The organism is Ruegeria sp. AA6, from assembly GCF_056542865.1.
In genome coordinates this window covers 49,770-72,634 of sequence record NZ_JBQGAN010000018.1, presented here as the reverse complement: position 1 = coordinate 72,634, position 22,865 = coordinate 49,770, and the positions used below count along the sequence as shown (strand labels likewise).

18 protein-coding genes are annotated in these 22,865 nt (G+C 57.9%); 8 read left to right on the top strand and 10 right to left on the bottom strand.

Features of this window, described 5'->3' with window-relative positions; translation table 11 throughout:
- Window positions 1-1,282, bottom strand: a 1,282-nt coding sequence (locus ACR0LN_RS18210) for an amidohydrolase family protein (protein ID WP_480431656.1), incomplete at its 3' end; no start/stop codon positions are given.
- Between the two features lie 132 nt (window positions 1,283-1,414).
- Here ACR0LN_RS18210 and ACR0LN_RS18205 point away from each other — a divergent pair.
- Window positions 1,415-2,422: a helix-turn-helix domain-containing protein gene (locus ACR0LN_RS18205; protein ID WP_480431654.1), complete on the top strand. Its 1,008-nt coding sequence runs from the start codon at window positions 1,415-1,417 to the stop codon at window positions 2,420-2,422.
- 339 nt (window positions 2,423-2,761) lie between these two features.
- Here ACR0LN_RS18205 and ACR0LN_RS18200 read toward each other — a convergent pair whose 3' ends face one another.
- The 3 genes from ACR0LN_RS18200 to ACR0LN_RS18190 all read right to left on the bottom strand — a co-directional run bounded on the left by ACR0LN_RS18200 (window position 2,762) and on the right by ACR0LN_RS18190 (window position 7,232).
- Window positions 2,762-3,883, bottom strand: coding sequence for a linear amide C-N hydrolase (locus ACR0LN_RS18200; protein ID WP_170382460.1), 1,122 nt, complete (start codon window positions 3,881-3,883; stop codon window positions 2,762-2,764).
- 467 nt (window positions 3,884-4,350) lie between these two features.
- Complete coding sequence (locus ACR0LN_RS18195; RefSeq protein ID WP_170332125.1) at window positions 4,351-4,629, bottom strand: hypothetical protein; 279 nt, start codon at window positions 4,627-4,629, stop codon at window positions 4,351-4,353.
- Window positions 4,630-4,949: 320 nt separating this feature from the next.
- Window positions 4,950-7,232 carry an adenosylcobalamin-dependent ribonucleoside-diphosphate reductase gene (locus ACR0LN_RS18190; RefSeq protein WP_480431651.1) on the bottom strand — a complete coding sequence of 761 codons (2,283 nt, stop codon included), beginning with the start codon at window positions 7,230-7,232 and terminating at the stop codon, window positions 4,950-4,952.
- A gap of 129 nt (window positions 7,233-7,361) precedes the next feature.
- On the opposite strand from ACR0LN_RS18190, the gene ACR0LN_RS18185 reads away from it, so the two are divergent.
- A complete protein-coding gene (locus ACR0LN_RS18185) occupies window positions 7,362-7,793 on the top strand; it encodes a DUF1489 family protein (RefSeq protein ID WP_480431649.1) in 432 nt (143 codons plus the stop codon).
- Here the strand turns inward: ACR0LN_RS18185 and hisG are convergent, their stop codons facing one another.
- Genes hisG through hisS form a run of 3 tightly spaced genes read right to left on the bottom strand, consistent with a single transcriptional unit; the run spans window position 7,794 to window position 11,059 of the window.
- On the bottom strand, window positions 7,794-8,483 hold the full coding sequence (gene hisG, locus ACR0LN_RS18180; protein WP_480431648.1) for an ATP phosphoribosyltransferase: 690 nt from the start codon (window positions 8,481-8,483) through the stop codon (window positions 7,794-7,796). It lies immediately after the preceding gene.
- Window positions 8,480-9,568: an ATP phosphoribosyltransferase regulatory subunit gene (locus ACR0LN_RS18175; RefSeq protein WP_480431646.1), complete on the bottom strand. Its 1,089-nt coding sequence runs from the start codon at window positions 9,566-9,568 to the stop codon at window positions 8,480-8,482. The genes hisG and ACR0LN_RS18175 overlap by 4 nt, the downstream gene beginning before the upstream one ends.
- A gap of 3 nt (window positions 9,569-9,571) precedes the next feature.
- Window positions 9,572-11,059 carry a histidine--tRNA ligase gene (gene hisS / locus ACR0LN_RS18170; protein WP_480431644.1) on the bottom strand — a complete coding sequence of 496 codons (1,488 nt, stop codon included), beginning with the start codon at window positions 11,057-11,059 and terminating at the stop codon, window positions 9,572-9,574.
- A 130-nt stretch (window positions 11,060-11,189) separates the two neighbouring features.
- Here hisS and ACR0LN_RS18165 point away from each other — a divergent pair, with 130 nt between their 5' ends.
- Entirely contained in the window at window positions 11,190-11,384 is a 195-nt protein-coding gene (locus tag ACR0LN_RS18165) for a SlyX family protein (protein WP_170573549.1), read from the top strand.
- A 115-nt stretch (window positions 11,385-11,499) separates the two neighbouring features.
- Window positions 11,500-12,081 (top strand): imm11 family protein, encoded by a 582-nt coding sequence (locus ACR0LN_RS18160; RefSeq protein WP_480431643.1) that lies wholly within the window; start codon window positions 11,500-11,502, stop codon window positions 12,079-12,081.
- Window positions 12,082-12,102: 21 nt separating this feature from the next.
- Here the strand turns inward: ACR0LN_RS18160 and ACR0LN_RS18155 are convergent, their stop codons facing one another.
- The 3 genes from ACR0LN_RS18155 to dnaE form a co-directional block, all read right to left on the bottom strand.
- Complete coding sequence (locus ACR0LN_RS18155; protein ID WP_480431641.1) at window positions 12,103-12,414, bottom strand: hypothetical protein; 312 nt, start codon at window positions 12,412-12,414, stop codon at window positions 12,103-12,105.
- A gap of 62 nt (window positions 12,415-12,476) precedes the next feature.
- Window positions 12,477-12,698 (bottom strand): YMGG-like glycine zipper-containing protein, encoded by a 222-nt coding sequence (locus ACR0LN_RS18150; protein ID WP_480431639.1) that lies wholly within the window; start codon window positions 12,696-12,698, stop codon window positions 12,477-12,479.
- Between the two features lie 85 nt (window positions 12,699-12,783).
- A complete protein-coding gene (gene dnaE / locus ACR0LN_RS18145) occupies window positions 12,784-16,284 on the bottom strand; it encodes a DNA polymerase III subunit alpha (protein WP_480431638.1) in 3,501 nt (1,166 codons plus the stop codon).
- A 343-nt stretch (window positions 16,285-16,627) separates the two neighbouring features.
- On the opposite strand from dnaE, the gene xdhA reads away from it, so the two are divergent.
- Genes xdhA through ACR0LN_RS18125 form a run of 4 tightly spaced genes read left to right on the top strand, consistent with a single transcriptional unit; the run spans window position 16,628 to window position 22,834 of the window.
- The gene (xdhA, locus tag ACR0LN_RS18140) at window positions 16,628-17,986 is read left to right on the top strand and encodes a xanthine dehydrogenase small subunit (protein ID WP_480431636.1); all 1,359 of its coding nucleotides are present in this window, start codon (window positions 16,628-16,630) and stop codon (window positions 17,984-17,986) included.
- Window positions 17,983-20,385, top strand: coding sequence for a xanthine dehydrogenase molybdopterin binding subunit (gene xdhB, locus ACR0LN_RS18135; RefSeq protein WP_480431634.1), 2,403 nt, complete (start codon window positions 17,983-17,985; stop codon window positions 20,383-20,385). The genes xdhA and xdhB overlap by 4 nt, the downstream gene beginning before the upstream one ends.
- Window positions 20,385-21,320, top strand: a complete 936-nt coding sequence (gene xdhC / locus ACR0LN_RS18130; protein ID WP_480431632.1) for a xanthine dehydrogenase accessory protein XdhC — start codon at window positions 20,385-20,387, stop codon at window positions 21,318-21,320. Before xdhB ends, xdhC begins: the two co-directional genes overlap by 1 nt.
- Window positions 21,317-22,834: an ABC transporter ATP-binding protein gene (locus ACR0LN_RS18125; RefSeq protein ID WP_480431630.1), complete on the top strand. Its 1,518-nt coding sequence runs from the start codon at window positions 21,317-21,319 to the stop codon at window positions 22,832-22,834. Before xdhC ends, ACR0LN_RS18125 begins: the two co-directional genes overlap by 4 nt.
- Window positions 22,835-22,865: the final 31 nt, after the last annotated feature.

Below are 22,865 nucleotides of genomic sequence, written 5' to 3'. Positions count from 1 at the left end.
AGTCTTCGAGGGGGTTGCCGTCTATCAGCAGGATGTCGGCATAGGCGCCTTCTTCGATCACACCCAGTTTGCCTTCCGGATAGGGGTTCATGAAATCACCGCTAAGTGCCGCGATCTCGCCACCTACCGAAGTTAGGGTTACCATCGACGCATAGGGGCCGAAGAAATGGTTATTCAGATGTTTCTCGTAGGCGATCTGGATGTTGCACGCTTCGACCGAGCCGACGCAATCGGTTTGGAAACCGCGCGGCGCCGGGCATTCCTTCATACTTGGAATGTAGGCTTCGAAGGTCGCCGAGGCCGATTTGGCCTTCCTCAAACTGTTGGGGTTGTTTTTCACGGAAGGAACATCAAGTAGGCCTGGATCAAATGCTGTGATGTTCGTCGTGATGTACGCTCCTTTTTCTTTCATCAAAGCAGAAATCTCGCAGTCAAAGTGAAATCCGTGTTCAATGGTTCTGACCCCTGCATTCAGGGCATTGATGATCGCTTCTTTGCGGTAGGAATGTGCCATGACATAGGTGCCGTACTCGTTGGCAACCTGAACAGCGGCCTCGATCTCTTCTTTCGAACCGGCGAGCAACTGCCATGGATCGAATGCCGAAATCACCCCACCTGATTGCATGAACTTCAATTGCGTGGCACCCATGCGCAGGTTGTTGCGGCCATACATGTAAATTTCGTCAACACCGTTGACCTGTTGGGCCATATTCAGAGTCCCAAAGTTGGTCACCCCACCCGGCGGAGATGTGAAGGATGCGAAATCGGCGTGACCACCACGTGTTCCGAGAAATGCCCCGGAAGGATAAAAGCGGGGGCCGACGATCTGGCCGGCGTCAATTGCGCGCCGCAGCCCGCCGCCAGCGCCCCCGGCATCGCGAACGGTCGTGAAGCCCTGCATCAGGTACATTTCGGCCATCCGGGTCCCGTGGATGGCGAAATCCTCCCAGGTCGAGTTGGTTTCCATTTCGGCAATCGATGGCCCCATGAGCATCAGGTGCGCGTGATTCTCTATAAAGCCCGGTGTCAGAGTGCGCCCACCGCCGTCGATAACCGTCGCGCTCGGCGCATCAATGGCATCGGTTGAGACGGACTTGATCAGATTGCCCTCGACCAGAACACTGGCATTTTCAATGCGTTGCTCATTCACACCGTCGAAGACATGCACGTTGGTAAACAGCGTTTGGGGTTCTTCTTGATCCTGAGCCTGCGCGGTCGCCGAAAAAGAAAGAACTGCCGCGACAATTGCCGTCGAGCAAAGAGACATTCGTAAGCCGGACATAAGTACTCCCTTCATATTCATGTTTTGCCAACTATAGTCTGGAATTCATTGGCTCGGTTGCCCCTTTTGAATTAGGATGTACGAATGTGACTGCAAAAATGGCCACTTCTTAAAGCTAATCCAACAAGGGTTATGAGCTTGCCTTTCAACTCCACCTCCCGAGAGCATAGCGAGGGCTTTGTTCGCCTCTCTTTAGCCGCTCCCTTTCTGCAATATCTCACCGAACGTAAGATCAATCCGCAACCAGCATTGGATCAGGTCGGCTTGAAAGCTGAACTGATGACTAACCCATCCGTGTACGTTCACTCCGAGTTGGTTTACGGCTTGGTAAATGCTTTCTCAGAAGTATCAGGGGATCGATACCTAGGACTGAATGTAGGGGAAGCGTTTGACCTACAAGGATGGCCGCCCTTCGCTCAAGCCTTGCAATCTACAAAAACGCTGTTCGAGTTTTTTACCCGCTTTGTTGAGCTCGTGCCGCAGGAGTCCAATTCTGTGCGGCACAGCCTTGTCATTGAAGCAGACAAAGCGACTTATCGTATCGAGAGGCAACAGGAACCAACCGTCCCACCCATTCAGGTGACCGGTTTTGGTGCCGCAATCTATGTACGCCTATTGCAGACCGTCGTCGGAGAGTCCTGGGACTCTTCCCGTGTGCGATGGGAAAGCAGATACATCAATGGGCTGCCTATCGACTACAAAGGGATCGAGGTTGGCCTTGGGACTGATCCCGGAATGCAAATTAGTTTTCCTGTGGAATGGTTGTTTTTGCACCACGTCTCTGAGGGTTCTGCCAAGCCCATAGCATCACTTCGACAAGATGAAGAAGTAACCGTGGTGGCAGCTTTGCGATCTGTCTTACGCGACAAACTGGATGAAACCGATTTGGGACCAGAGATGGTGGCTGGAATGCTGGGAATACAACCGGAACGGTTTCTGAAAGCGCTTCAAAAACAAGGCACAACGCTACCGCGCGAAATCAAACGGCTGCGTATCGATGTCGCCAAGGAGCACCTCAAACAAAACCAGATGACAATTGCAGAGATCGGACTGATGCTCGGCTATTCTGACAAGTCCCATTTCACTCGCTTTTTCCGAGGTCAGACCGGAATGACACCGACCAAGTTCCGAAGCAAGTAAATGTGGTCGAGCCAAATGAACGCTTCGAAGATTAGGTCCTCGTGGGATCAGTTCGGAGAAGTTGTAGTGCGACGTTGAACAGGTTAGTCGACGACATGAATGGTTGGTTGCCACCGCCGATACAACCTCTGCAACTGGCCGTTTCGTTGTGTATTTCGGAGTTAGCAAAGCTTGGTTGCGAAGGTCCGCTTCGGGCTGCCTCCAGTCACTAGTGCGAACAGTGGTGAACGCGGCTTCGAGCCTAGCGCCGGTAATTCGCTGGAGCGGTAAACCCTCCATTCCGAAGTTTTATTGGGCCGCAGCCAGCGGTGATGCCGCCACGGCCCACGTGGTAAAACGTCAGTTCGTTGGGGTCACATCGACTAACGTTGGTTCGCGATCACCGCTGGTTTCAAAGACGATCATCTCGTCTCCCATAGCTCCGAAGTCAATCTGCTTCATATCGACCATATGCACCGTTCTGTCGTACATCGTGTGATAGTAGTAGACGAGGTTGAGGGAGTCCGCAGCGGTCGTGATCTGAGTTGCGCTGTAAAGCAGGTCGTCCGACTGCACATCGTCTTGAGCGCCCTCCGCTGCATCGGCCGGAATGTTGAAATTATCCAGAATGCGAAACGCCTCGCGCACGGTGTCATAGCCACCTTGCGTCTCCCGCGCCGTCTGAGAAAAGGCGACTGCGCGGACGAACCGGGATGGGGGTGTGAAGTCGCCTGGCAGCCCTATCATTCCACTCCCAGCGCCAAGGGGCGCGAAAGTAACGCCACTTGCCTCAACTTCCGGAAGCCCAAGGGCCGACAGGTTTACGTAGTTGTTAAGGTTCGTCATGTGCCAATCGTAGTTTGGCGAATTGGTGATCACGCCAAGCGGAGCATCGAAAATCGTCAGTTCACCGTCAATGTACTCGACAACGATCCTTCCGCCGAACCGGTCAGCAACCAACATATGAAATGGGAAGGGAAATCCGAGAGTCTCATCTACGACCCCGACAACACGGACATTCGCCAACCCGGTGGCAGCCTCTTCAACTGTCTCAAATTGGGAAAGGACATAGCTGGCTAGCAAATCGCCGGGAATCGTGTTGCCGGAAAGGTCAGGGTCGTACTCCTGATACTCGGTGAAGCCGGGCAGATAAAACAACCCGGCGGTCAACCCAGCTTCGTTGATGCCATCTGCGGGAGCCCCATGATCCAACATGCTGATACCGACCATTCCAAATCGGCCGGTCCAGTTTGCTCCGTCTCGCTCATCTGGCATTTCGCCTGCGGTATAAGTGAAACCTCGCGGAATAATGTTGATCTTTGTCTCAAGATCGAACGGCCCCCATTCGGCGGTCCTTGCGCGAACGATGCTTCCATCCTGCCCTGTCAACATGATGCCAGTGCATCCCCAGGCCATCGATACTGAAGCCACAAAGGCTATGGTCGCTTTTGGTAATATCCGAAATAGCTCGATATGACGCATGGTCGTACTCCAATTGGACTGATCTGATCTTATGAACTCGCTCGACCAAGCTACCACACCGGTTCTCAAGTTGAATGAAGTTTGCATGATCTTCAAATAGGCAAGAAAGTCCGCCTATTCCTTCCGTCGGACTTTGCAAAGTCCGACTCTGAATGTCTGGTTTGGGCTGCCATCAGCCAATCACGAGTACCGCAGAGAATGACTAACTCGTGCCCTGAATACCGGGTGCTCCATTACGCACTAGAACCCGAATTATTCGAAGTCAGCCATAAACGTGACGCAAGGGAGGATGGTCTTTACGGAAGTCAACCTGCGTGATCCTGCATAAGAGTCCTAGCTTAGAACAACGTGTTTGTTGTTTCACTGGAGAGTGCACAGTGACGTGACCGCAGATGCTCAAGTGAGATTCAGGACTGGATCATTGTCAAAGCGGATCGGTCTACACGCTAGTTTCACGCCTTCCGGCCTCATTCGTCTTGTAGCACCGAGCCCGCTTCGGGGCGGAGAAGTACAGACAATACTCGGCGGTGAATACGATCTAGATCGTAATCGGTTAGTTCTAAACCCTCAGTCATCCGCGCTTTGAATGATTGAAAGTCTCCGCGAGTAATCTCGTCACGGTTTTTGTCGTCTCCGGCAAGTTGCTGCGCGAGTTTTTCCTTTCGGAAGTCCAGGAGAAAACGGGAAAATCGAGCGTTCAATTCGGAGTATTGAGGGGACTCCTCGATAGGCGATTTGTTTTTCATCAATTAGGTATCCGATAGCCATGGAACTGCCCGAGCGGTTTTGCTGGGCAAGTACAACATTCTGGTCAGCTTTTGCGTGTGACGCGTATGAGACGATTTGGTTCCATGGCCATAGTCTTGAGATTTTCAGGTTTTGGTCAATAGCGCGAATGTTATCGATGGTCGCCCAACGCAGAACAGTCTCAAAACTCTACAGTAATCTTTTTTATTTTATTTCAAAGCCTTAAGAATCTGTGGGCATTAAAGACCGTTCAACTGGGCGCAAAAATCAACCTTATGGGCTATTTATGCCCACCCAAACAAGATCGTTTCTTCAACACCTATCCGCACTTGGAATGGCCGCAGCTACGGCAGGTCATGCAACCCTCGATCATCACCATATCAAACTGACCACAGGATGGGCAGGCTTTACCTCTTGGCGCGTCCATATTGACGACCTGAGCTTGAGGGTCCGATTTCAGCCCCATACCCTCTCCTTCCAGAAAGCCGATGTTGATCAGGTGTTGCTCGATCACGCCGCCAATCGCGGCCAGAATTGAAGGGATGTACTTACCTTGCACCCAGGCCCCGCCGCGCGGATCAAACACGGCCTTCAACTCCTCGACCACAAAAGACACATCCCCGCCCCGACGGAACACGGCCGAAATCATCCGGGTCAGCGCCAGCGTCCAAGCGTAATGCTCCATATTCTTTGAGTTGATGAACACCTCAAACGGACGACGACGACCGCCAATCACAATATCGTTAATGGTCAGATAGATTGCGTGCTCGCTGTCGGGCCATTTCAGCTTGTAGGTCGAACCTTCAAGCGATTGCGGGCGGTCCAGCGGTTCGGACATGTAAACGACCTCGCCTCCATCAACCTCGTGCGGGGCGGTGGCGCTTTCGCCGGGCGCCTTGTCGTCGCTTTCCGATACAGTCAATACTGATCCGGTTACGTCGTTGGGGCGGTAGGTTGTGCATCCCTTGCAACCCTGATCCCAGGCCTGCATGTAAACGTCCTTGAACGCGTCAAAGCTGATATCTTCGGGGCAGTTGATCGTTTTCGAAATCGAACTGTCGATCCATTTCTGCGCCGCGGCCTGCATTTTCACATGATCGGACGGAGACAGCGTCTGCGCATTAACGAAAAACTCCGGCAGGTCTTTGTCGCCGAACTTGTCGCGCCACATTTGCACGGCGTAGTCCACGACCTCTTCCTCGGTCCGCGATCCATCCTTTTGCAGCACCTTGCGTGTATACGCGTAGGCGAAGACCGGCTCGATCCCCGAAGACACGTTGCCTGCGTACAAAGATATCGTCCCTGTTGGCGCAATCGAGGTCAGCAACGCGTTGCGGATGCCGTGCGCGCGGATTGCGTCGCGCACATCCTCGTCCATCTGCTGCATTGTGCCGCTGGCCAGATATTTCTCGGCGTCGAACAAGGGGAACGCCCCTTTTTCCTTTGCCAAGTCCACCGACGCCAGATACGCGGCGCGGGCGATCGCGTGCAACCAGCGCTCGGTCTGACGCGCCGCCTCGTCCGAGCCATAACGCAACCCCAACATCAGCAGCGCATCCGCCAGCCCCGTCACACCCAGCCCGATCCGGCGCTTGTCCTGCGCCTCGGCTTCTTGTTCTGCGAGCGGGAATTTCGACGCGTCGACCACGTTGTCCATCATCCGGACAGCGGTCGCGACCAACTCCTGCAAAGCCTCTTCGTCCAGATGGGCCGCCTTATCGAATGGCTCGGCGACCAGCCGCGCCAGATTGATCGAGCCCAACAGGCAGGCACCATAAGGCGGCAAAGGCTGCTCGCCACACGGGTTTGTCGCGGCGATGGTCTCGACATAGCTCAGGTTGTTGGCCTGATTGATCCGGTCGATGAAGATCACGCCCGGCTCGGCATAGTCATAGGTGGCCTGCATGATCTTGTTCCAAAGATCACGGGCCTGAACGGTGTGATAAATCTTGCCGTCGAACACCAGCTCCCACGGACCGTCGGCCTTGACCGCCTCCATGAACGGATCAGTCACAAGCACCGACATGTTGAACATGCGCAGACGGGCCGGGTCGGATTTCGCAGTGATGAACTGTTCGATATCAGGGTGATCGCAGCGCATCGTCGCCATCATCGCACCACGGCGCGAACCCGCGGACATAATTGTGCGGCACATCGCGTCCCACACATCCATGAAGCTCAGCGGGCCGGAGGCATCTGCTGCAACCCCATGCACATCCGCGCCACGCGGACGGATGGTCGAGAAATCATAACCGATCCCCCCACCCTGCTGCATGGTCAGCGCTGCCTCTTTCAGCATGTCAAAAATGCCGCCCATGCTGTCGGGGATCGTGCCCATAACGAAGCAGTTGAACAGGGTCACTTGCCGCGCGGTGCCCGCACCGGCTGTGATGCGCCCAGCGGGAAGGTATTTGAAATCCTCCAGCGCCTCATAGAATTTTTCTTCCCAATGCGCTGGGTCTTTCTCAACCCGCGCCAGATCGCGGGCAATGCGCCGCCAGCTGTCCTCGACCGTCTGGTCGATGGGTGTGCCATCCGCCTTTTTAAAGCGGTATTTCATGTCCCAGATCTGCTCGGCGATGGGGGCGGCAAAGCGGCTCATTGGTGATTCCCTGTATTGAAAGAGGTATCCAGACTACCCCAAATCACACCCGCACCACAACACCTTGATAGCGTCGCCTCACGAGCTACAATATAAAGATACGCCTCGGGACGACTCTGTGGGAAAGCTGTGGATAAGTTCGTAAATCTCATAAAACTCTCCGTCGGATCGGAAAGCGTCGACACTCTGATCGCGTGGCAGGACAGCCGCAAACCGCTGTACGAGGACGGCAACCCGCGCCATGTTACCCGCATGTGGCCGAAGCGCGAGGCCGAGATTCTAAACGGCGGATCAATCTATTGGGTGATCAAGGGCGTCATCCAGTGCCGCCAGCGCATCCTGCGTTTGGACGAGGTGCGCGGCGAAGACGGCATCCGCCGCTGCGCTATCGTGCTAGACCCCGAGGTGCATCGCACACAGACTGCCCTGAAACGCCCATTCCAGGGTTGGCGTTATCTAAAACCCGAGGATACCCCCGCCGACCTCCCCAAAGGACGCGAGCAGGACGATGCCCTGCCCGACGACCTGAACCGAGCGTTGGCAGAAATCGGTGTGCTGTAGTCAGCCCAAGCGGTCCAGAAGATCAGACAAAACCGCCTTGTCATCAGCGTTGTAACTGGCCACCCGACTGCGCCACAGCGTTGCTTGCGACCGCAATACCAAGCCATCGGCCAGGATTTTCAGGTGATTGGCGCGAAGGGTCTCACCCGTCGAGGTGATGTCCGCGATCGCCTCGGCGGTTTCGTTCATCACTGTGCCTTCCGTCGCACCCTGACTGTCGACTAGGGTGTAATCCGCCACCCCCGCATCGGTCAGAAATTCTCGCACCAGCCGGTGGTACTTGGTCGCGATCCGCAAACGGTGACCGTGAGTCTTGCGAAAGGCCGCTGCCGCTGCATCCAAGTCGTCCAGCGTGTCTACATCAACCCAGCAGGCAGGTGTCGCGATGATCAGGTCAGCCTTGCCGAAACCAAGCTGCGAAACCTCTTCGACCTGCTGTTCCCAGCGCGGCAATTTCTCATGCACCAGGTCGATGCCAGTGACGCCCAAGTGAATGCGCCCAGCGGCCAGTTCGCGCGGGATTTCCCCGGCGGAAAGCAGGATCAGCGACACCCCATCGATGCCTTCAACCTTGCCTGCATACTCCCGATCCGATCCGCTGCGCGACAGTGTGATGCCGCGCTTTTCGAACCACGAAAAGGTCTTTTCCATTAACCGGCCCTTCGAGGGCACGCCCAGTTTCAGGCTCATTGTGCGGCCTCCTCGATTTCCAGCATCAGGTCAGGACGCAGGACGCCGCCCACCGCCGGGATTTCCGCACCATTGCCCAACTGCCGGGTCAATGCATCATAGCGACCGCCAGTGGCAATCGGGGGCAGATCGGGGCGCCCTTCGGCATAAAAACCGAACACAAATCCGTCGTAATATTCCATCGACGTCCGTCCATAGGACGCCTCGAAATCCAACCGCTCAACATCCACGCCACGTGCCTGCAATGCGGCGACTCGCGCTTCGAGCCGATCCAATGCCGGAGTGATTTGCGGCAGGTCCACCGCCACGTCTCGCAACTGTTCCAGCGCAAAGGGCATGGTCTCACGGACGTTCAACAACGTTTCAAACCCGACGAGTTCGTTGTCCGAGATCGGAGCGGCATCGCGGTCTTCGCGCAACGCCTCGATCCGCGCCTCGATCTCAGCCGCGCGGCGCTTGCCGATCATGGGAACGTCAACGGCCAACGGGTCTTTGGCGTCCAGCAGGGCATCACGTCCCTCGGGCGCTGGTTTTCGACCGGCAAAACGATCCAGCAAAACCCGGAACCGGCGTGGGCGCCACAGATGCCGCATCAGTGCAGTTTTACGACGCTCAGTCGTTTTCAAACCGGCAACAGCGGCAGTCAGGATACCGATATCACCTGTCGCAGCACGCAAGGGCAGCCCTCGCAACTGCAGCGCAAACAGCGAAAACACTTCGGCATCGGCACCGGCAGGGTCCTTGCGGTCAAAGACCTCATAGCCGACCTGAATATATTCGTTCGAACGATCCGGGTCGTGTTCCTGACGGCGAAACACCTCACCGGAATAGGTATAACGTGCAGGCTCGGCACCTTCGCTCATGTGCATCTGCACCACAGGCAGAGTGAAATCCGGGCGTAGCATCTGTTCACCGCGTAGCGCATCCGATGTCACATAGGCACGGGCACGAATGTCTTCGCCATAGAGGTCCAGCAGCGTTTCAGCTGGCTGCAACAGAGGCGGATCGACAACCTGTGCGCCTGCGGCCTCGAACCGGACTCGCATCATCGCGGCGCGGGCTTGTATCTGGGAGCGGTTGGCCATGGCTCAGTCCTGACTGTCCAGAATTTCGCGCACCTTGGCGACCAGATCACCGCGCGGCACTTCGAACTGGCTGGGGCGCTCTTTCCATTCCTCCAGGGTGGCGCTTTCGGCGATCTTGGCGCCCAGGATCAGGTCCTTGATCTGAACGATTCCGTTGGCCTTTTCGTCGCCACCTTCGATGACCGCGATGGGCGAGTTCCGCTTGTCTGCGTATTTCAACTGGTTGCCAAAGTTCTTGGGGTTACCCAAATAGACCTCGGCCCGGATACCCCCGTTGCGCAGTTCCGCCACCATCGCCTGATAGTCGGCCATGCGGTCTCGGTCCATGACGGTGACAACAACCGGACCCGTCGCCTGCGCGGCAATCCTGCCCTTTTCGCGCAGGGCGGCCAACAGGCGGTCAACACCGATGGACACACCAGTTGCAGGAACTTCCTGCCCAGTAAAGCGCTTGACCAGATCGTCGTAACGACCGCCGCCCGAAACCGACCCGAACTGCCGCTTACGGCCCTTTTCGTCGAAGATCTCAAAGGTCAGTTCGGCCTCGTAAACCGGGCCGGTGTAATAACCGAGACCACGTACAACGGACGGATCAATCTCTATCCGGTCCGAACCGTAACCGCCCGCATCCAGCAGCGAACCGATCTGTTCCAACTCGGCAATCCCGTCGGCGCCGGTCTTGCTGTCGCCCACCGCGGCGCGCAGGTTTGCAAGCGTTCCGGCAGTGTCAGCAGCCTTGGAGGTCAGGAAGGCGATCACTGGCTCGGCCTGATCGTCACTCAGACCCACACCGTCAATAAACGCCCCCGAGGCATCCAGGCGGCCCTTGGTCAGCAACTCGCGCACGCCGGCCTCGCCCACCTTGTCGAACTTGTCGATGGTGCGCAGAACGTTGTCCCGAGCGGCGGCGTCTTCGCCCAGACCCATTGCTTCGAGCACCCCGTTCAGTACCTTGCGGTTGTTGACGCGCACCAGATAGTCACCGCGCGGAATGCCAACGGTTTCCAACGTATCCGACAGCATCGCGCAGATCTCGGCATCTGCGGCCATCGAGGCCGTGCCGACAGTATCCGCATCACACTGATAAAACTGACGATACCGCCCTGGCCCCGGCTTTTCGTTGCGCCAGACCGGACCCATTGCATAGCGGCGATAAGGCGTCGGCAGATCGTTGCGGTGCTGCGCATAGACGCGGGCCAAAGGCGCGGTCAGGTCATAGCGCAGGGCCATCCAGTCACCGTTGCCACTTTCGTCAAACTCCTGCCACGCGAACACGCCTTCGTTCGGGCGATCCACGTCGGGCAAGAACTTGCCCAGCGCTTCGACGGTTTCAACCGCGCTGCTCTCTAACGCATCAAACCCGTAACGATGATAAACACCCGCAATCGTCCGCAGCATCTCGGTGCGCTGCGAGACTTCCTGGCCGAAATAGTCGCGGAACCCTTTGGGCGTAATTGCCTTGGGGCGGGGCTGTTTCTTGGGCTTGGCCATGTGGGGCGTCCTTGGGATTTTCATGTTCCGCGCGCGGTCTATCCCATGGCCCGCATCGGGGCAAGGCGCGCTTTCGCTGGCCTTGGCGTCACAGGGTCGCTATGACCGGCGCAAGACACAGGAGTCCCCCATGCAGCATCTGGAAGAACAGATCGCCCATCTGACCCGCACAGTTGAAGAGCTGAACACCGTCGTCACCCGCCAGCAGGGCGAGATCGACCGCCTGACCCGCCGGGTCGAGATGCTGTTGCAGCGCGAAGCCGAACGGGCGCAGGAAGGATCGGGCGGAGTCGTCTTCGGAGACGAACGCCCGCCGCATTATTGAGGTTTGACGGATGGCGAGCGACCCGAGCGCTGAGCCCTGTGTGTGGATTTCTACGACTGTAAACAGCATCAATGCTGTTCAGGCAGTACTCCGCAAAGAGTACAGCGACTGGCGCTTGAAGCAAACTCCAGAAGTGGTCGAATGGTCCAAGAGGATGGTGCGCGAGTCCGATCTCGGCTGGAAGCGCGGGGAAATCCTGACCAAAGAGCAGGTTGGCGACCTTTGGTATTTCAACGCCCATCCCGAATATACGCCACCTCCGTTCATCTCAGGAGGTGGCTATCCCTTGATTTCGGAAACCGCGAAAGCTGTTCTTGAACGGTTCGAACTGGGAGAAACAGTCTTTCACCCGCTCACACTCATGGACTCAGATGAAACGCGACTGACGACGTCCGAGCCCTACTACCTTCTGAATGTCGGCAACAAACGGTCGATGGGTAACTACGAGGCGCTTGCGCCGGAGGGTGAAGTTAATGCGCCTCTTACGAGTATCGCAAACGGTGTCGTCTATTTACCTAGCCATCACAAGGAGGGCCAACTCGTTGTAGCCCCCGATGTCCTCAACGGCCCGGATATCTGGCTGGACCCGAAAGTGCCCTCACTGCTGTTCCTGTCGGATCGCCTTGTCACTGGCCTCAAATCCGCCGGGATGGACAAGGGATGGGGGCTGGTCCGCTGCGCGGTGGGCACGCTCTAGCACGCCCAACCCGCAAGCCAGTCACAAACCCAAAGTCGTCTTCACCGCGTTGTCGACCACGCCACCCAAAAGGGCATCCTTGTCTGCGGCGCATCCTTCAGACAGCGCGGCTATGAAGGTTTCACGCAGCTGGGCCTTTTCCTCGTCAGTGGTCGCGTGATCTTCGATATTGATCTGGCGATTATACAGCGACAGAGCTGTCAACTTTTCGACAACGGCCACGACAAAAGCTTCGTCCCCGTCCGCCTCTTCGGCGATCGAGGCGCAGGTATAATGCATCAAAGGCAATGCGTCCTGAACCATCTGATCGGCCGCGTCATCGGCAGTCGCCACACACGGCGCCATAAGGATTGCAGCGCAAAGGGACATTCTGAGACTAAAACACCGCATCGCACTCACTTCCAGTTATGTCCGATTATGGCCCCGGCAACGCCACCGATTGCGGCACCCTTGCCATCACCTATCAACGCGCCCACGCCAGCGCCGATCAAAGCGCCTTCTATCGTTTGTTTTTTCTTCTTGTCGTCTTTGTCATCCGCCCATCCGGCCGATGCCAAAACCAGCGATGTCGTTACTGCGACGACCAGTGTTCTCAAACCAATAGCTGAAATTGCCATATCTGTGCTCTCCCGCGACACGCCCCGCAACGGGGCATGCCCTCAGCCTAGCGGCGCAAAAACGCTGTGGCAACAAACGGGTGGGTCAGATTTCCTCGACCAAAGTCACGCCGTCCAGCGATTTGATCGCGCCCTTGATCTGCGGGTTGATCGGAAAGTCCTGCCCCAAGTCCATCTCGACATCGCCCGGCAGGCCAGGGTCCAGCAGGCAGATGTGAATCGGCCCCTTGGCTGCTCGCTTGGCGGCTCCGGCGGCATCTTCAAGCACCTTGGCAACGGTTGGCAACACCTCGGGCACGTCCACGAAGATCCGCAAGCCCGTCGCGCCCGCCTCGGCCACGACCGAGTCCGCCGGCCCCACTGATCGGGCCAGCAGTTTCAGCTGATCGGATTCCATCGTCGCCTCGGCAGATAGGACCACCTGAGCGCCTGTTTCCAGAAACTCGCGCGATTTCTCCAGCGTTTCCGAGAACAGCGTGACCTCGTAAGCCCCGGTCGGATCAGACAGTTGCGCAAAGGCAAAGCGGTTACCCTTGGCCGATTTCCGTTCCTGCCGACCCGAAACTACACCGGCCATCTTGGCGATGAACGGACCCGAGCGCGCCTTTTCCGTCACCTCGTCCAGTGTCATCACCTTTTTGCGTTTCAACGCGGGCATATAGTCATCCAGCGGGTGGCCGGAGAGGTAAAAGCCGATGGCCTTGAATTCTTCACTCAGACGCTCCGCAGGCAACCAGTCGGGTGTGGGCGACAGGCGGGGTTCCGGCAGGTCGTCACCGGCCTCACCAAACAGAGATACCTGGTTCGAGTTTTTCTGATCGTGGATCGCCGCCGAATACTGCACCAGCGGATCGAGGCTTTCGAACACGCGGCGCCGGTTCTTGTCGAGCTGATCGAACGCCCCTGCTCGGGCCAGCATTTCCATTGGCCGTTTGCCGACCTTCTTCAGATCAACCCGGCGGGCGAAATCGAACAGGTTTACAAACGGCTTGTCTCCACGCCCTTCAACCACAAGGTTCATCGCCTCGACGCCCACGTTCTTGAGTGCGCCCAGCGCATAGACAAGCTCACCGTTCACGACATCAAAGGTCGCTAGTGACCGGTTCACACAGGGCGGCACATAGGGTAATTCCAGCCCCTTGCGGACTTCCTCGAAGTAAACCGCCAGCTTATCAGTCAGATGGATATCGCAGTTCATGACACCCGCCATGAACTCGACCGGATGGTTCGCCTTTAGCCAGCCGGTCTGATAACTGACCACCGCATAGGCTGCGGCGTGGGATTTGTTAAAGCCGTAGTTGGCGAATTTCTCCAGCAGGTCGAACACCTCGGAGGCTTTCTTGGCATCTACGCCATTCTCACCCGCGCCTTTTTCGAATTTTGGGCGTTCGGCATCCATCGCCTCTTTGATCTTCTTACCCATCGCGCGGCGCAGCAGGTCAGCGCCACCCAACGAGTACCCGGCCATGACCTGCGCGATCTGCATCACCTGTTCCTGATAAACGATGATGCCCTGCGTCTCCTCAAGGATATGGTCGATCAGCGGGTGAACGGATGTGATCTCGCGCAGCCCGTTCTTGACCTCGCAATAGGTCGGGATGTTCTCCATCGGACCGGGGCGATACAGCGCCACAAGGGCCACAATATCCTCGATACAAGTGGGTTTCATGCGTTTAAGCGCATCCATCATACCCGAGGATTCTACCTGGAACACCGCCACCGTCTTTGCTGCTGAATAGAGCTTGTACGTCGCCTCATCATCCAGCGGGATGGCGTTAATCTGGTTTTCAGCCCCTTCGGCTGGCTCATAAAGCTCGGTGCCGTCAGCAGCCACATGCAAAGGGCGACCTGACTTGAAGATGATGTCCATCGCGTTCTGGATCACCGTCAACGTTTTCAGACCCAGAAAGTCGAACTTCACCAACCCAGCCTGTTCGACCCATTTCATATTGAATTGGGTCGCAGGCATGTCCGAACGCGGATCCTGATAAAGCGGCACCAACGCGTCCAGCGGGCGGTCCCCGATCACAACGCCCGCCGCGTGAGTTGAGGCGTTGCGCAGCAGACCTTCGACCTGTTGGCCGTAAGTGAGCAGGCGGTCCACCACCTCTTCATTCCGCGCCTCTTCGCGCAGCCGCGGTTCGTCTTTCAGCGCCTTTTCGATGGAAACGGGTTTGACGCCTTCGACCGGGATCATCTTGGACAGGCGATCGACCTGCCCGTATGGCATCTGCAGCACCCGGCCAATGTCGCGCACTGCGGCCTTCGACAGCAACGCACCAAAGGTGATGATCTGCCCCACCTTGTCGCGCCCGTATTTCTGCTGCACATAGCGGATCACCTCTTCGCGGCGATCCATGCAGAAGTCGATGTCGAAGTCGGGCATCGAAACCCGCTCAGGGTTCAGGAACCGTTCGAACAGCAGCGAATAGCGCAACGGATCAAGGTCGGTGATTGTAAGCGCATAGGCCACCAAGGAGCCCGCACCCGACCCGCGCCCCGGCCCCACCGGGATGTCGTGATCCTTGGCCCATTGGATAAAGTCCGCAACGATCAGGAAATAGCCGGGAAAGCCCATGCCTTCGATGATGCCCAGCTCGAAATCCAGCCGTTGCTGATATTCCTCGGGCGACACCGCATGCGGGATCACGGCCAGACGTTTCTGCAAGCCTTCATTGGCAATGCGGCGCAGTTCGGCGACCTCATCATCGGCGAATTTCGGCAGGATCGGATCACGGCGATAGGCCATAAAGGCGCAACGCTGTGCTATCTCAACCGTGTTCTCAATTGCCTCAGGCAAATCGGCGAACAGAGTCACCATTTCCTGTTGCGACTTGAAGTAGTGCTGCGCAGTCAGGCGACGGCGGCCCTCTTGCTGGTCGACATAGGCACCCTCTGAAATACAGATCAGGGCGTCATGGGCCTCGTACATATCCGATGTTGGGAAGTAGACATCGTTGGTGGCAACCAGCGGCAGGTTCTTGGCATAGGCCATCTCGACATGGCCACGTTCTGTCAAACGTTCCGCTTCGGGTTGGCCCGCCTCGCCGGGATGACGTTGCAGTTCAATATAGAGCCGATCCGGGAACATAACCGCCAGCCGATCCACCAGCGCCTCCGCCGCCGGGCGCTGACCTTGTTGCAGCAGCATCCCGACTGGCCCGTCCGGTCCGCCGGTCAGGCAGATAAGACCGTCCGAACGATCTGCCAACTCCTCCAAGGTGACCTGCGGCAGTTGCCCACCCTTGTCCACATAGAGGCATGAGCTGAGCTTCATCAGGTTTTCATACCCGACTTCGGACTGCGCCAGCAGCACCAACGGCGCGGGAAGCTTTGGCTTTTCGCCGGGTTGCGCCTGCAGATAGGTCAGATCGACCTGACAGCCCATGATCGGCTGCACCCCTGCTCCGCTGGCCGTCACCGAAAACTCCAGGGCCGAGAACATCGAATTGGTGTCTGTCACCGCAACGGCGGGCATCTCCATCTTCTCGCAAAGCGCGGGCAGCTTTTTCAGCCGCACAGCGCCTTCCAGCAGAGAATATTCGGTGTGAACGCGGAGGTGAATGAATCGAGGAGTACAGCTCATACAGCCTACGCTATCCCAGCCCGCAGCCGCGCAAAAGCGAGAACCGACGCCATTATGCGCCTAAAAAATCAGCGCGGATTATTCGGCTTTTTCAGAAGGTGCTTCGGGGTCGACCACACCGAACAATGGAAAAACGGTTTAATTTCAGCCGCATGCACGTTATCGACATCCTGCATTTTCACGTAACGCAGGGGTAATGATGCATAATATAGGCAGTTTTTCTTGCCAGAGAAGCTGCGGAGTTTCTAACATCGGAAGGCAAGCTATCCGCCCGCACTCTTTCTACGTCGCATCGAAGGAGAGCACCAAGGGGCGCAACCGGGTAAGGCGACGGGTTTCTCGAATGAACATCACGTTTCTTCTGAACGGAGAGACAGTGGAACTGGCGGATGTTGATCCGACAGCCACCCTGCTGGACTGGCTGCGCGAAGATCGCGGCCTGACCGGCACCAAGGAAGGCTGCAACGAAGGCGATTGCGGGGCCTGCACCGTGATGGTGACGGATGAGGGCGGCCACAAGGCGCTGAACTCGTGCATCCTGTTCCTGCCGCAACTTCATGGCAAAGCGGTTCGCACCGTCGAAGGGGCCAGCGGCCCGAATGGTGAGGCCCATCCGGTTCAACAGGCAATGGTCGACCTGCACGGATCACAATGCGGGTTCTGCACGCCGGGGTTTGTCATGTCGATGGTTGCAAGCCATGCGAACGGTGCGACAGACCATGATACGCAACTTGCGGGAAACCTGTGCCGCTGCACAGGTTACGCACCGATTATCCGAGCGGCTAAGGCCGCCGAAAAACAACCGGTCCCAGTTTGGGTAAAGGACAAACCGATTGCCACGCCGACCTCGTCAATGCTGCCCGGCTCGTCCGACGAACTGGCGGCGGTTTATGCCGAACACCCGGATGCAACTCTGGTCGCTGGTGCGACCGATGTGGGCCTGTGGGTCACGAAGCAACTGCGCGATCTGGACCCGGTGATTTTCCTCAACCGCTGCGAAGACCTGAAACAGATCACAATCACCGATGACGAAATCCGTTTCGGAGCCATGGTCGACATGAACCGGATGGGAGAGGCGCTGGCCGATCTGCATCCTTCCTACGAAGAGATGATCCGTCGCTACGCCAGCGTGCAGGTCCGCCACGCGGCCACCGTCGGCGGCAACATCGCCAATGGCTCTCCTATCGGAGACAACCCTCCTGCGTTGATCGCGTTGGGTGCAACATTGCATCTGCGCAAAGGCGATGCACGCCGTTCGATCCCGCTGGAACAGTTCTTCCTTGACTACGGCAAACAAGACCGCGCGCCCGGCGAATTCGTCGAAGCCGTCAGCTTCCCGCGTCAGGCCGACCGGCTGAAAGCGTATAAGCTCAGCAAACGGTTCGATCAGGACATCTCGGCTGTTTGCGGGTGTTTCAACATTACTGATTCAGATGGCGAAGTTTCGCAAGCACGCATCGCCTTCGGAGGTATGGCCGGGATTCCCAAACGGGCGTCGCATGTTGAGGCCGCGTTAGTCGGAAAACCGTGGACTCTCGAAACCGTTAAGGCCGCCTTGCCAGGTTTTGCAGACGACTTTACCCCTATGACGGACATGCGCGCCTCAGACACGTACCGGTTGGAAACGGCCAAAGCGATGCTGGAACGCTATTTCCTTGAAGACCAAGGCGAGGTGACCAACGTGCTGGAGGTGTCGGCATGAGCGTGACCAAACCCCTTCCTCATGACGCCGCGCCTCTGCATGTATCTGGCACCGCGCGCTATGTGGACGATATTCCTACTCCCAAGGGTACGCTACACTTGGCATTTGGCCTGAGCCCGATTGCCAAGGGCAAAATTACCGCGATGGACCTGTCCGCCGCGAAAGCCGCCAAAGGTGTCGTCATGGTCATGACCGCAGATGATCTGCCCTTTGCCAACGACGTCTCGCCCTCGATCCATGACGAACCGTTGCTGTCGGATGGCACGGTTCACTATATCGGACAGCCCGTATTTCTGGTCGTCGCCACCAGCCACCTGGCGGCGCGCAAGGCAGCGCGCCTGGGCAAGATCGACTATGCCGAGGAAACCCCTATCCTGACAGTCGAAGAAGCCCTCGCCGCCGACAGCCGGTTTGAGGACGGCCCGCGTATCTATGCCAAAGGCGACACAGACGCGGCCATCGCGAACGCGGTGCATGTAATCGAAGGCACATTCGAACTCGGCGGTCAGGAGCATTTTTACCTGGAAGGTCAGGCTGCTCTGGCTGTGCCGAATGAGGGCGCGGATATGCTGGTGCACAGTTCAACCCAACACCCGACCGAGATTCAGCACAAGGTGGCCGATGCGTTGGGCGTTCCGATGCATGCGGTTCGGGTTGAGACACGCCGGATGGGCGGAGGGTTCGGTGGCAAGGAAAGTCAGGGCAACGCGTTGGCCGTCGGTTGCGCCGTCGCAGCGCGTGCGACCGGCAAAGCCTGCAAGATGCGCTATGACCGTGACGATGACATGATCATCACCGGTAAGCGTCATGCGTTCCGTATTTCATATAAAGCAGGGTTTGACGAGAACGGCCACATACAGGGCGTGTCGTTCCTCCACCACGCCATCTGCGGCTGGGCGCAGGACCTGTCCCTGCCCGTTGCCGACCGCGCGATGCTGCATTCGGACAATGCGTATCTGCTGCCGAATGCCCGTATTGAAAGCCATCGGCTGAAGACCAACACACAATCCGCCACCGCCTATCGCGGGTTTGGCGGTCCGCAGGGCATGGTTGGGATCGAACGGGTGATGGATCACGCCGCACATGAGCTGGGGCTTGACCCTGTCGAGCTGCGCCGTCGCAACTATTATGAACCGGCGCATCCGGTGGCCGAGCGGACACCGCAGAAAAAACCACTGGGCCACCCCGACCCCCACGAAGACCTGACCAGCCGCGGTGCGGTGGAAATGGGTAACGCCCCGGTGCGCCCGTTGCCCGCAGGCGGCAACACCACGCCCTATGGTATGGAGGTCAGCGATTTCGAGCTGCACGGCATGACAGAGACCCTGCTGAAATCCAGCGACTATACCGCGCGCAAGGCAGCTATTAAAAAATGGAACGCTGAAAACAGCGTGATCAAGAAGGGCATCGCCTTTTCTCCGGTCAAGTTCGGAATTTCCTTCACGCTGACCCACCTCAATCAAGCGGGCGCTCTGGTGCACGTGTATCAGGATGGCTCGGTCCACTTGAACCATGGCGGCACCGAGATGGGTCAGGGCTTGTTCCAGAAGGTCGCGCAGGTCGCGGCCTCGCGCTTTGGCATCCCGCTAGAGATGGTGAAGATCACCGCCACTGACACCGCAAAGGTGCCGAACACCTCGGCCACAGCGGCCTCTTCGGGCAGCGACCTGAATGGCATGGCCGTGAAAGCCGCCTGCGATACGATCCGCGACCGAATGGCCAACTATCTGGCTGAACGCCATCAGGCCGACCCATCAGCGGTCACCTTTGCGGACGGATACGTTTCGGTCGGAGAGGAACGCTATACCTTCGCCGAAGCCGCCGCATTGGCCTATCAGGGGCGCATCAGCTTGTCGGCGACGGGGTTCTATAAAACGCCCAAGATTGAATGGGACCGGATCAAAGGCCGGGGCCGTCCGTTCTTTTACTTCGCCTACGGCGCCGCGATCACCGAGGTCGCCGTGGACACTCTGACCGGCGAAAATCGCATCCTGCGCACCGACATCCTGAATGACGCCGGGGCCTCGCTGAACCCGGCTTTGGATATCGGTCAGGTCGAAGGCGGCTACGTCCAAGGCGCGGGTTGGCTCACGACTGAAGAACTGGTCTGGGACGATCAGGGTAATCTGCGTACGCACGCGCCCTCGACCTACAAAATCCCCGCCTGCTCGGACCGGCCCGACATCTTCAACGTCGCACTTTGGGATGGTGAGAACCGTGAGGATACGATCTATCGCTCGAAAGCGGTGGGTGAGCCACCGTTCATGCTGGGCATATCAGCGTGGCTGGCTTTGTCGAACGCCGTCGCAACTTGTGGCGACAGTTACCCGGCGCTGAACGCTCCTGCCACGGCCGAGGAAGTCTGGCGCGGCATCCAAAGGATGAAGGGAGGTATCTGATGGGATTTGATCGAGAGGCTTTGAGGGAGGCGGTCAAAACCCACGGGAAAGTCACCCGGGTGGTCATCGCTGCGATCAAGGGGTCATCCCCACGCGAAGTTGGCGCTGCAATGCTGGTTTGGGAGAACGGGCAAAGCGGAACCATCGGTGGCGGCACGCTGGAGTTTCAAGCGGCTGAGGCCGCACGGGCGCAGACGGTACAAGGCTGCCTGACCCACCACGCGCTCGGCCCGGATATGGGCCAGTGTTGCGGCGGCGCAGTCTCGCTGCTGAGCGAGATTTATGACCAACAGGCCGTGGATGCGCTCGACGATCTCGTTATCGCTCGGTCTCCGTCGGGCGGCGACATGCCCCTGTCGGTTAAACGCCTGCTGACGTCAGCGCGCGGTCAGGGCATTGCGCCCGAACCGCAACTGGTCGACGGCTGGATGGTTGAGCCGGTCCACAAGCCCACGCGAAACCTGTGGATTTGGGGCGCTGGCCATGTTGGACGCGCGCTGGTGGATGTATTGTCCCCCCTGCCCGATATTGCGATCACCTGGGTCGATACCGGGCCCGAGCGGTTTCCCGACGCGGTTCCTACCGGAGTGACCGTGGTTCCGGCAGCCAAACCTTCGGAGTTGGTGCGCCATGCCCCGCGCGATGCCGAGCATCTTGTGCTCACTTATTCACACACTCTGGACTTAGAGCTGTGCAACCGGCTGCTTTCGCACGATTTCCGCTTTGCTGGCCTGATCGGCTCGGCTACGAAATGGGCGCGATTCCGGTCGCGGCTGGCGGCCCTAGGGCATTCACCCGAACGGATCAGCCGGATCACCTGTCCAATCGGTGATCCCGGCTTGGGCAAACACCCGCAGATGATCGCAGTTGGTGTCGCCGCGCAGCTCTTGCGCCCGGCCCAACAGAACGAGTTGAAGAAGGACCTGAGCGCGTGACCACTCCACTTTTAAGCTTGCAAGGGCTGACCAAAGCCTATCCCGGCGTCGTGGCCAATGATCAGGTGTCTTTTGACATCGGTGAAGGCGAAGTACACGCCTTGTTGGGCGAAAACGGCGCGGGGAAATCCACGCTGGTGAAAATGATCTACGGTCTGGTGAAACCCGACAGCGGCGCGATGCTGCTGCGTGGTCAGCCTTTTGCGCCACCCGAACCCCGCGCCGCACGCGCAGACGGGATCGCGATGGTGTTCCAACACTTCTCGCTGTTTGATGCGCTGAATGTGGCCGAGAATATCGCACTGGGGATGGAGAACCCGCCGCCGATGGGTGATCTGGCCTCGCGCATTCGCGAAGTGTCTGAAACCTATGGCCTGCCGCTCGATCCTTACCGCACCGTTGGCGATCTGTCCGCCGGTGAGCGTCAGCGGGTTGAGATCATCCGTTGCCTGTTGCAAGACCCCAAGCTGTTGATCATGGACGAGCCGACCTCGGTTCTGACCCCTCAGGAAGTCGATATCCTGTTTGAAACGCTGAACAAATTGCGATCCGAGGGAACGTCGATCCTGTATATTTCGCATAAGCTGGAAGAAATCCGTACGCTGTGTGACCACGCCACTATCCTGCGGCTGGGCAAGAATGTAGGCGAATGCGTACCCTCTGAGACCTCGGCGCGGGATATGGCAGAGATGATGGTGGGGTCTACCCTGCAGACACCAGAACGCTCTGGCCGTGAGTTCGGTGGGGTTGCGCTGGATGTCAGCGGATTGTCGGTGCCTTCGCCCTCAGAATTCGGCACCGCGCTGAAGAACGTCCATATGACCGTCCGCAAGGGAGAGGTTCTGGGCATCGGCGGCGTTGCCGGGAATGGGCAGGACGAATTGCTGGGAGTATTGTCCGGGGAAATCATCACAGCCGCCGACGCGATCAAGTTTAACGGGCAACGGATCGGAAAGCTTGGCCCGACTGCTCGTCGGAAGTTAGGCGTTCTCACCGCCCCCGAAGAACGGCTGGGCCACGCGGCGGCGCCAGACATGAGTCTGACCGAGAACGCCCTGCTGACCGGGTCGGTGCGCGAAGGGCTGGAAAACAACGGGTTCCTGAAATGGGCCGAGACCAAGAGCTTTGCCGAGAAGATCATTAGCGCCTTTGACGTCCGCACGCCGGGACCGGAAAATGCGGCGCGTTCTCTGTCCGGTGGCAATCTGCAGAAATTCGTCATCGGTCGAGAGGTGCTGCAGAACCCAGACGTGTTGGTGGTGAACCAACCGACTTGGGGTGTGGACGCCGCCGCGGCGGCATCGATCCGACAGGCCATTCTAGATCTGGCGGCTAAGGGCACGGCGGTGATTTGCATTTCTCAGGACTTGGACGAGTTGATGGAAATTTCGGACAGCTTCGCGGCCCTGAACGAAGGACGGCTAAGCGCTCCGCGTCCGACCACTGGTCTGACCGTTGATGAGATCGGACTGATGATGGGCGGTGCCCATGGCATGGAGGTGGCACATGTGTGACCTGCACCGTCGCCTTCGGCGAGAGTATTTA

Excerpts from the sequence above, each read along its gene's own strand:
- ACR0LN_RS18205 (WP_480431654.1), top strand. The coding sequence starts at position 1,415 with ATGAGCTTGCCTTTCAACTCCACCTCCCGAGAGCATAGCGAGGGCTTT.
- ACR0LN_RS18200 (WP_170382460.1), bottom strand. The coding sequence starts at position 3,883 with ATGCGTCATATCGAGCTATTTCGGATATTACCAAAAGCGACCATAGCC.
- ACR0LN_RS18195 (WP_170332125.1), bottom strand. The coding sequence starts at position 4,629 with ATGAAAAACAAATCGCCTATCGAGGAGTCCCCTCAATACTCCGAATTG.
- ACR0LN_RS18190 (WP_480431651.1), bottom strand. The coding sequence starts at position 7,232 with ATGAGCCGCTTTGCCGCCCCCATCGCCGAGCAGATCTGGGACATGAAA.
- hisG (WP_480431648.1), bottom strand. The coding sequence starts at position 8,483 with ATGAGCCTGAAACTGGGCGTGCCCTCGAAGGGCCGGTTAATGGAAAAG.
- ACR0LN_RS18175 (WP_480431646.1), bottom strand. The coding sequence starts at position 9,568 with ATGGCCAACCGCTCCCAGATACAAGCCCGCGCCGCGATGATGCGAGTC.
- hisS (WP_480431644.1), bottom strand. The coding sequence starts at position 11,059 with ATGGCCAAGCCCAAGAAACAGCCCCGCCCCAAGGCAATTACGCCCAAA.
- ACR0LN_RS18165 (WP_170573549.1), top strand. The coding sequence starts at position 11,190 with ATGCAGCATCTGGAAGAACAGATCGCCCATCTGACCCGCACAGTTGAA.
- ACR0LN_RS18150 (WP_480431639.1), bottom strand. The coding sequence starts at position 12,698 with ATGGCAATTTCAGCTATTGGTTTGAGAACACTGGTCGTCGCAGTAACG.
- dnaE (WP_480431638.1), bottom strand. The coding sequence starts at position 16,284 with ATGAGCTGTACTCCTCGATTCATTCACCTCCGCGTTCACACCGAATAT.
- xdhA (WP_480431636.1), top strand. The coding sequence starts at position 16,628 with ATGAACATCACGTTTCTTCTGAACGGAGAGACAGTGGAACTGGCGGAT.
- xdhB (WP_480431634.1), top strand. The coding sequence starts at position 17,983 with ATGAGCGTGACCAAACCCCTTCCTCATGACGCCGCGCCTCTGCATGTA.
- xdhC (WP_480431632.1), top strand. The coding sequence starts at position 20,385 with ATGGGATTTGATCGAGAGGCTTTGAGGGAGGCGGTCAAAACCCACGGG.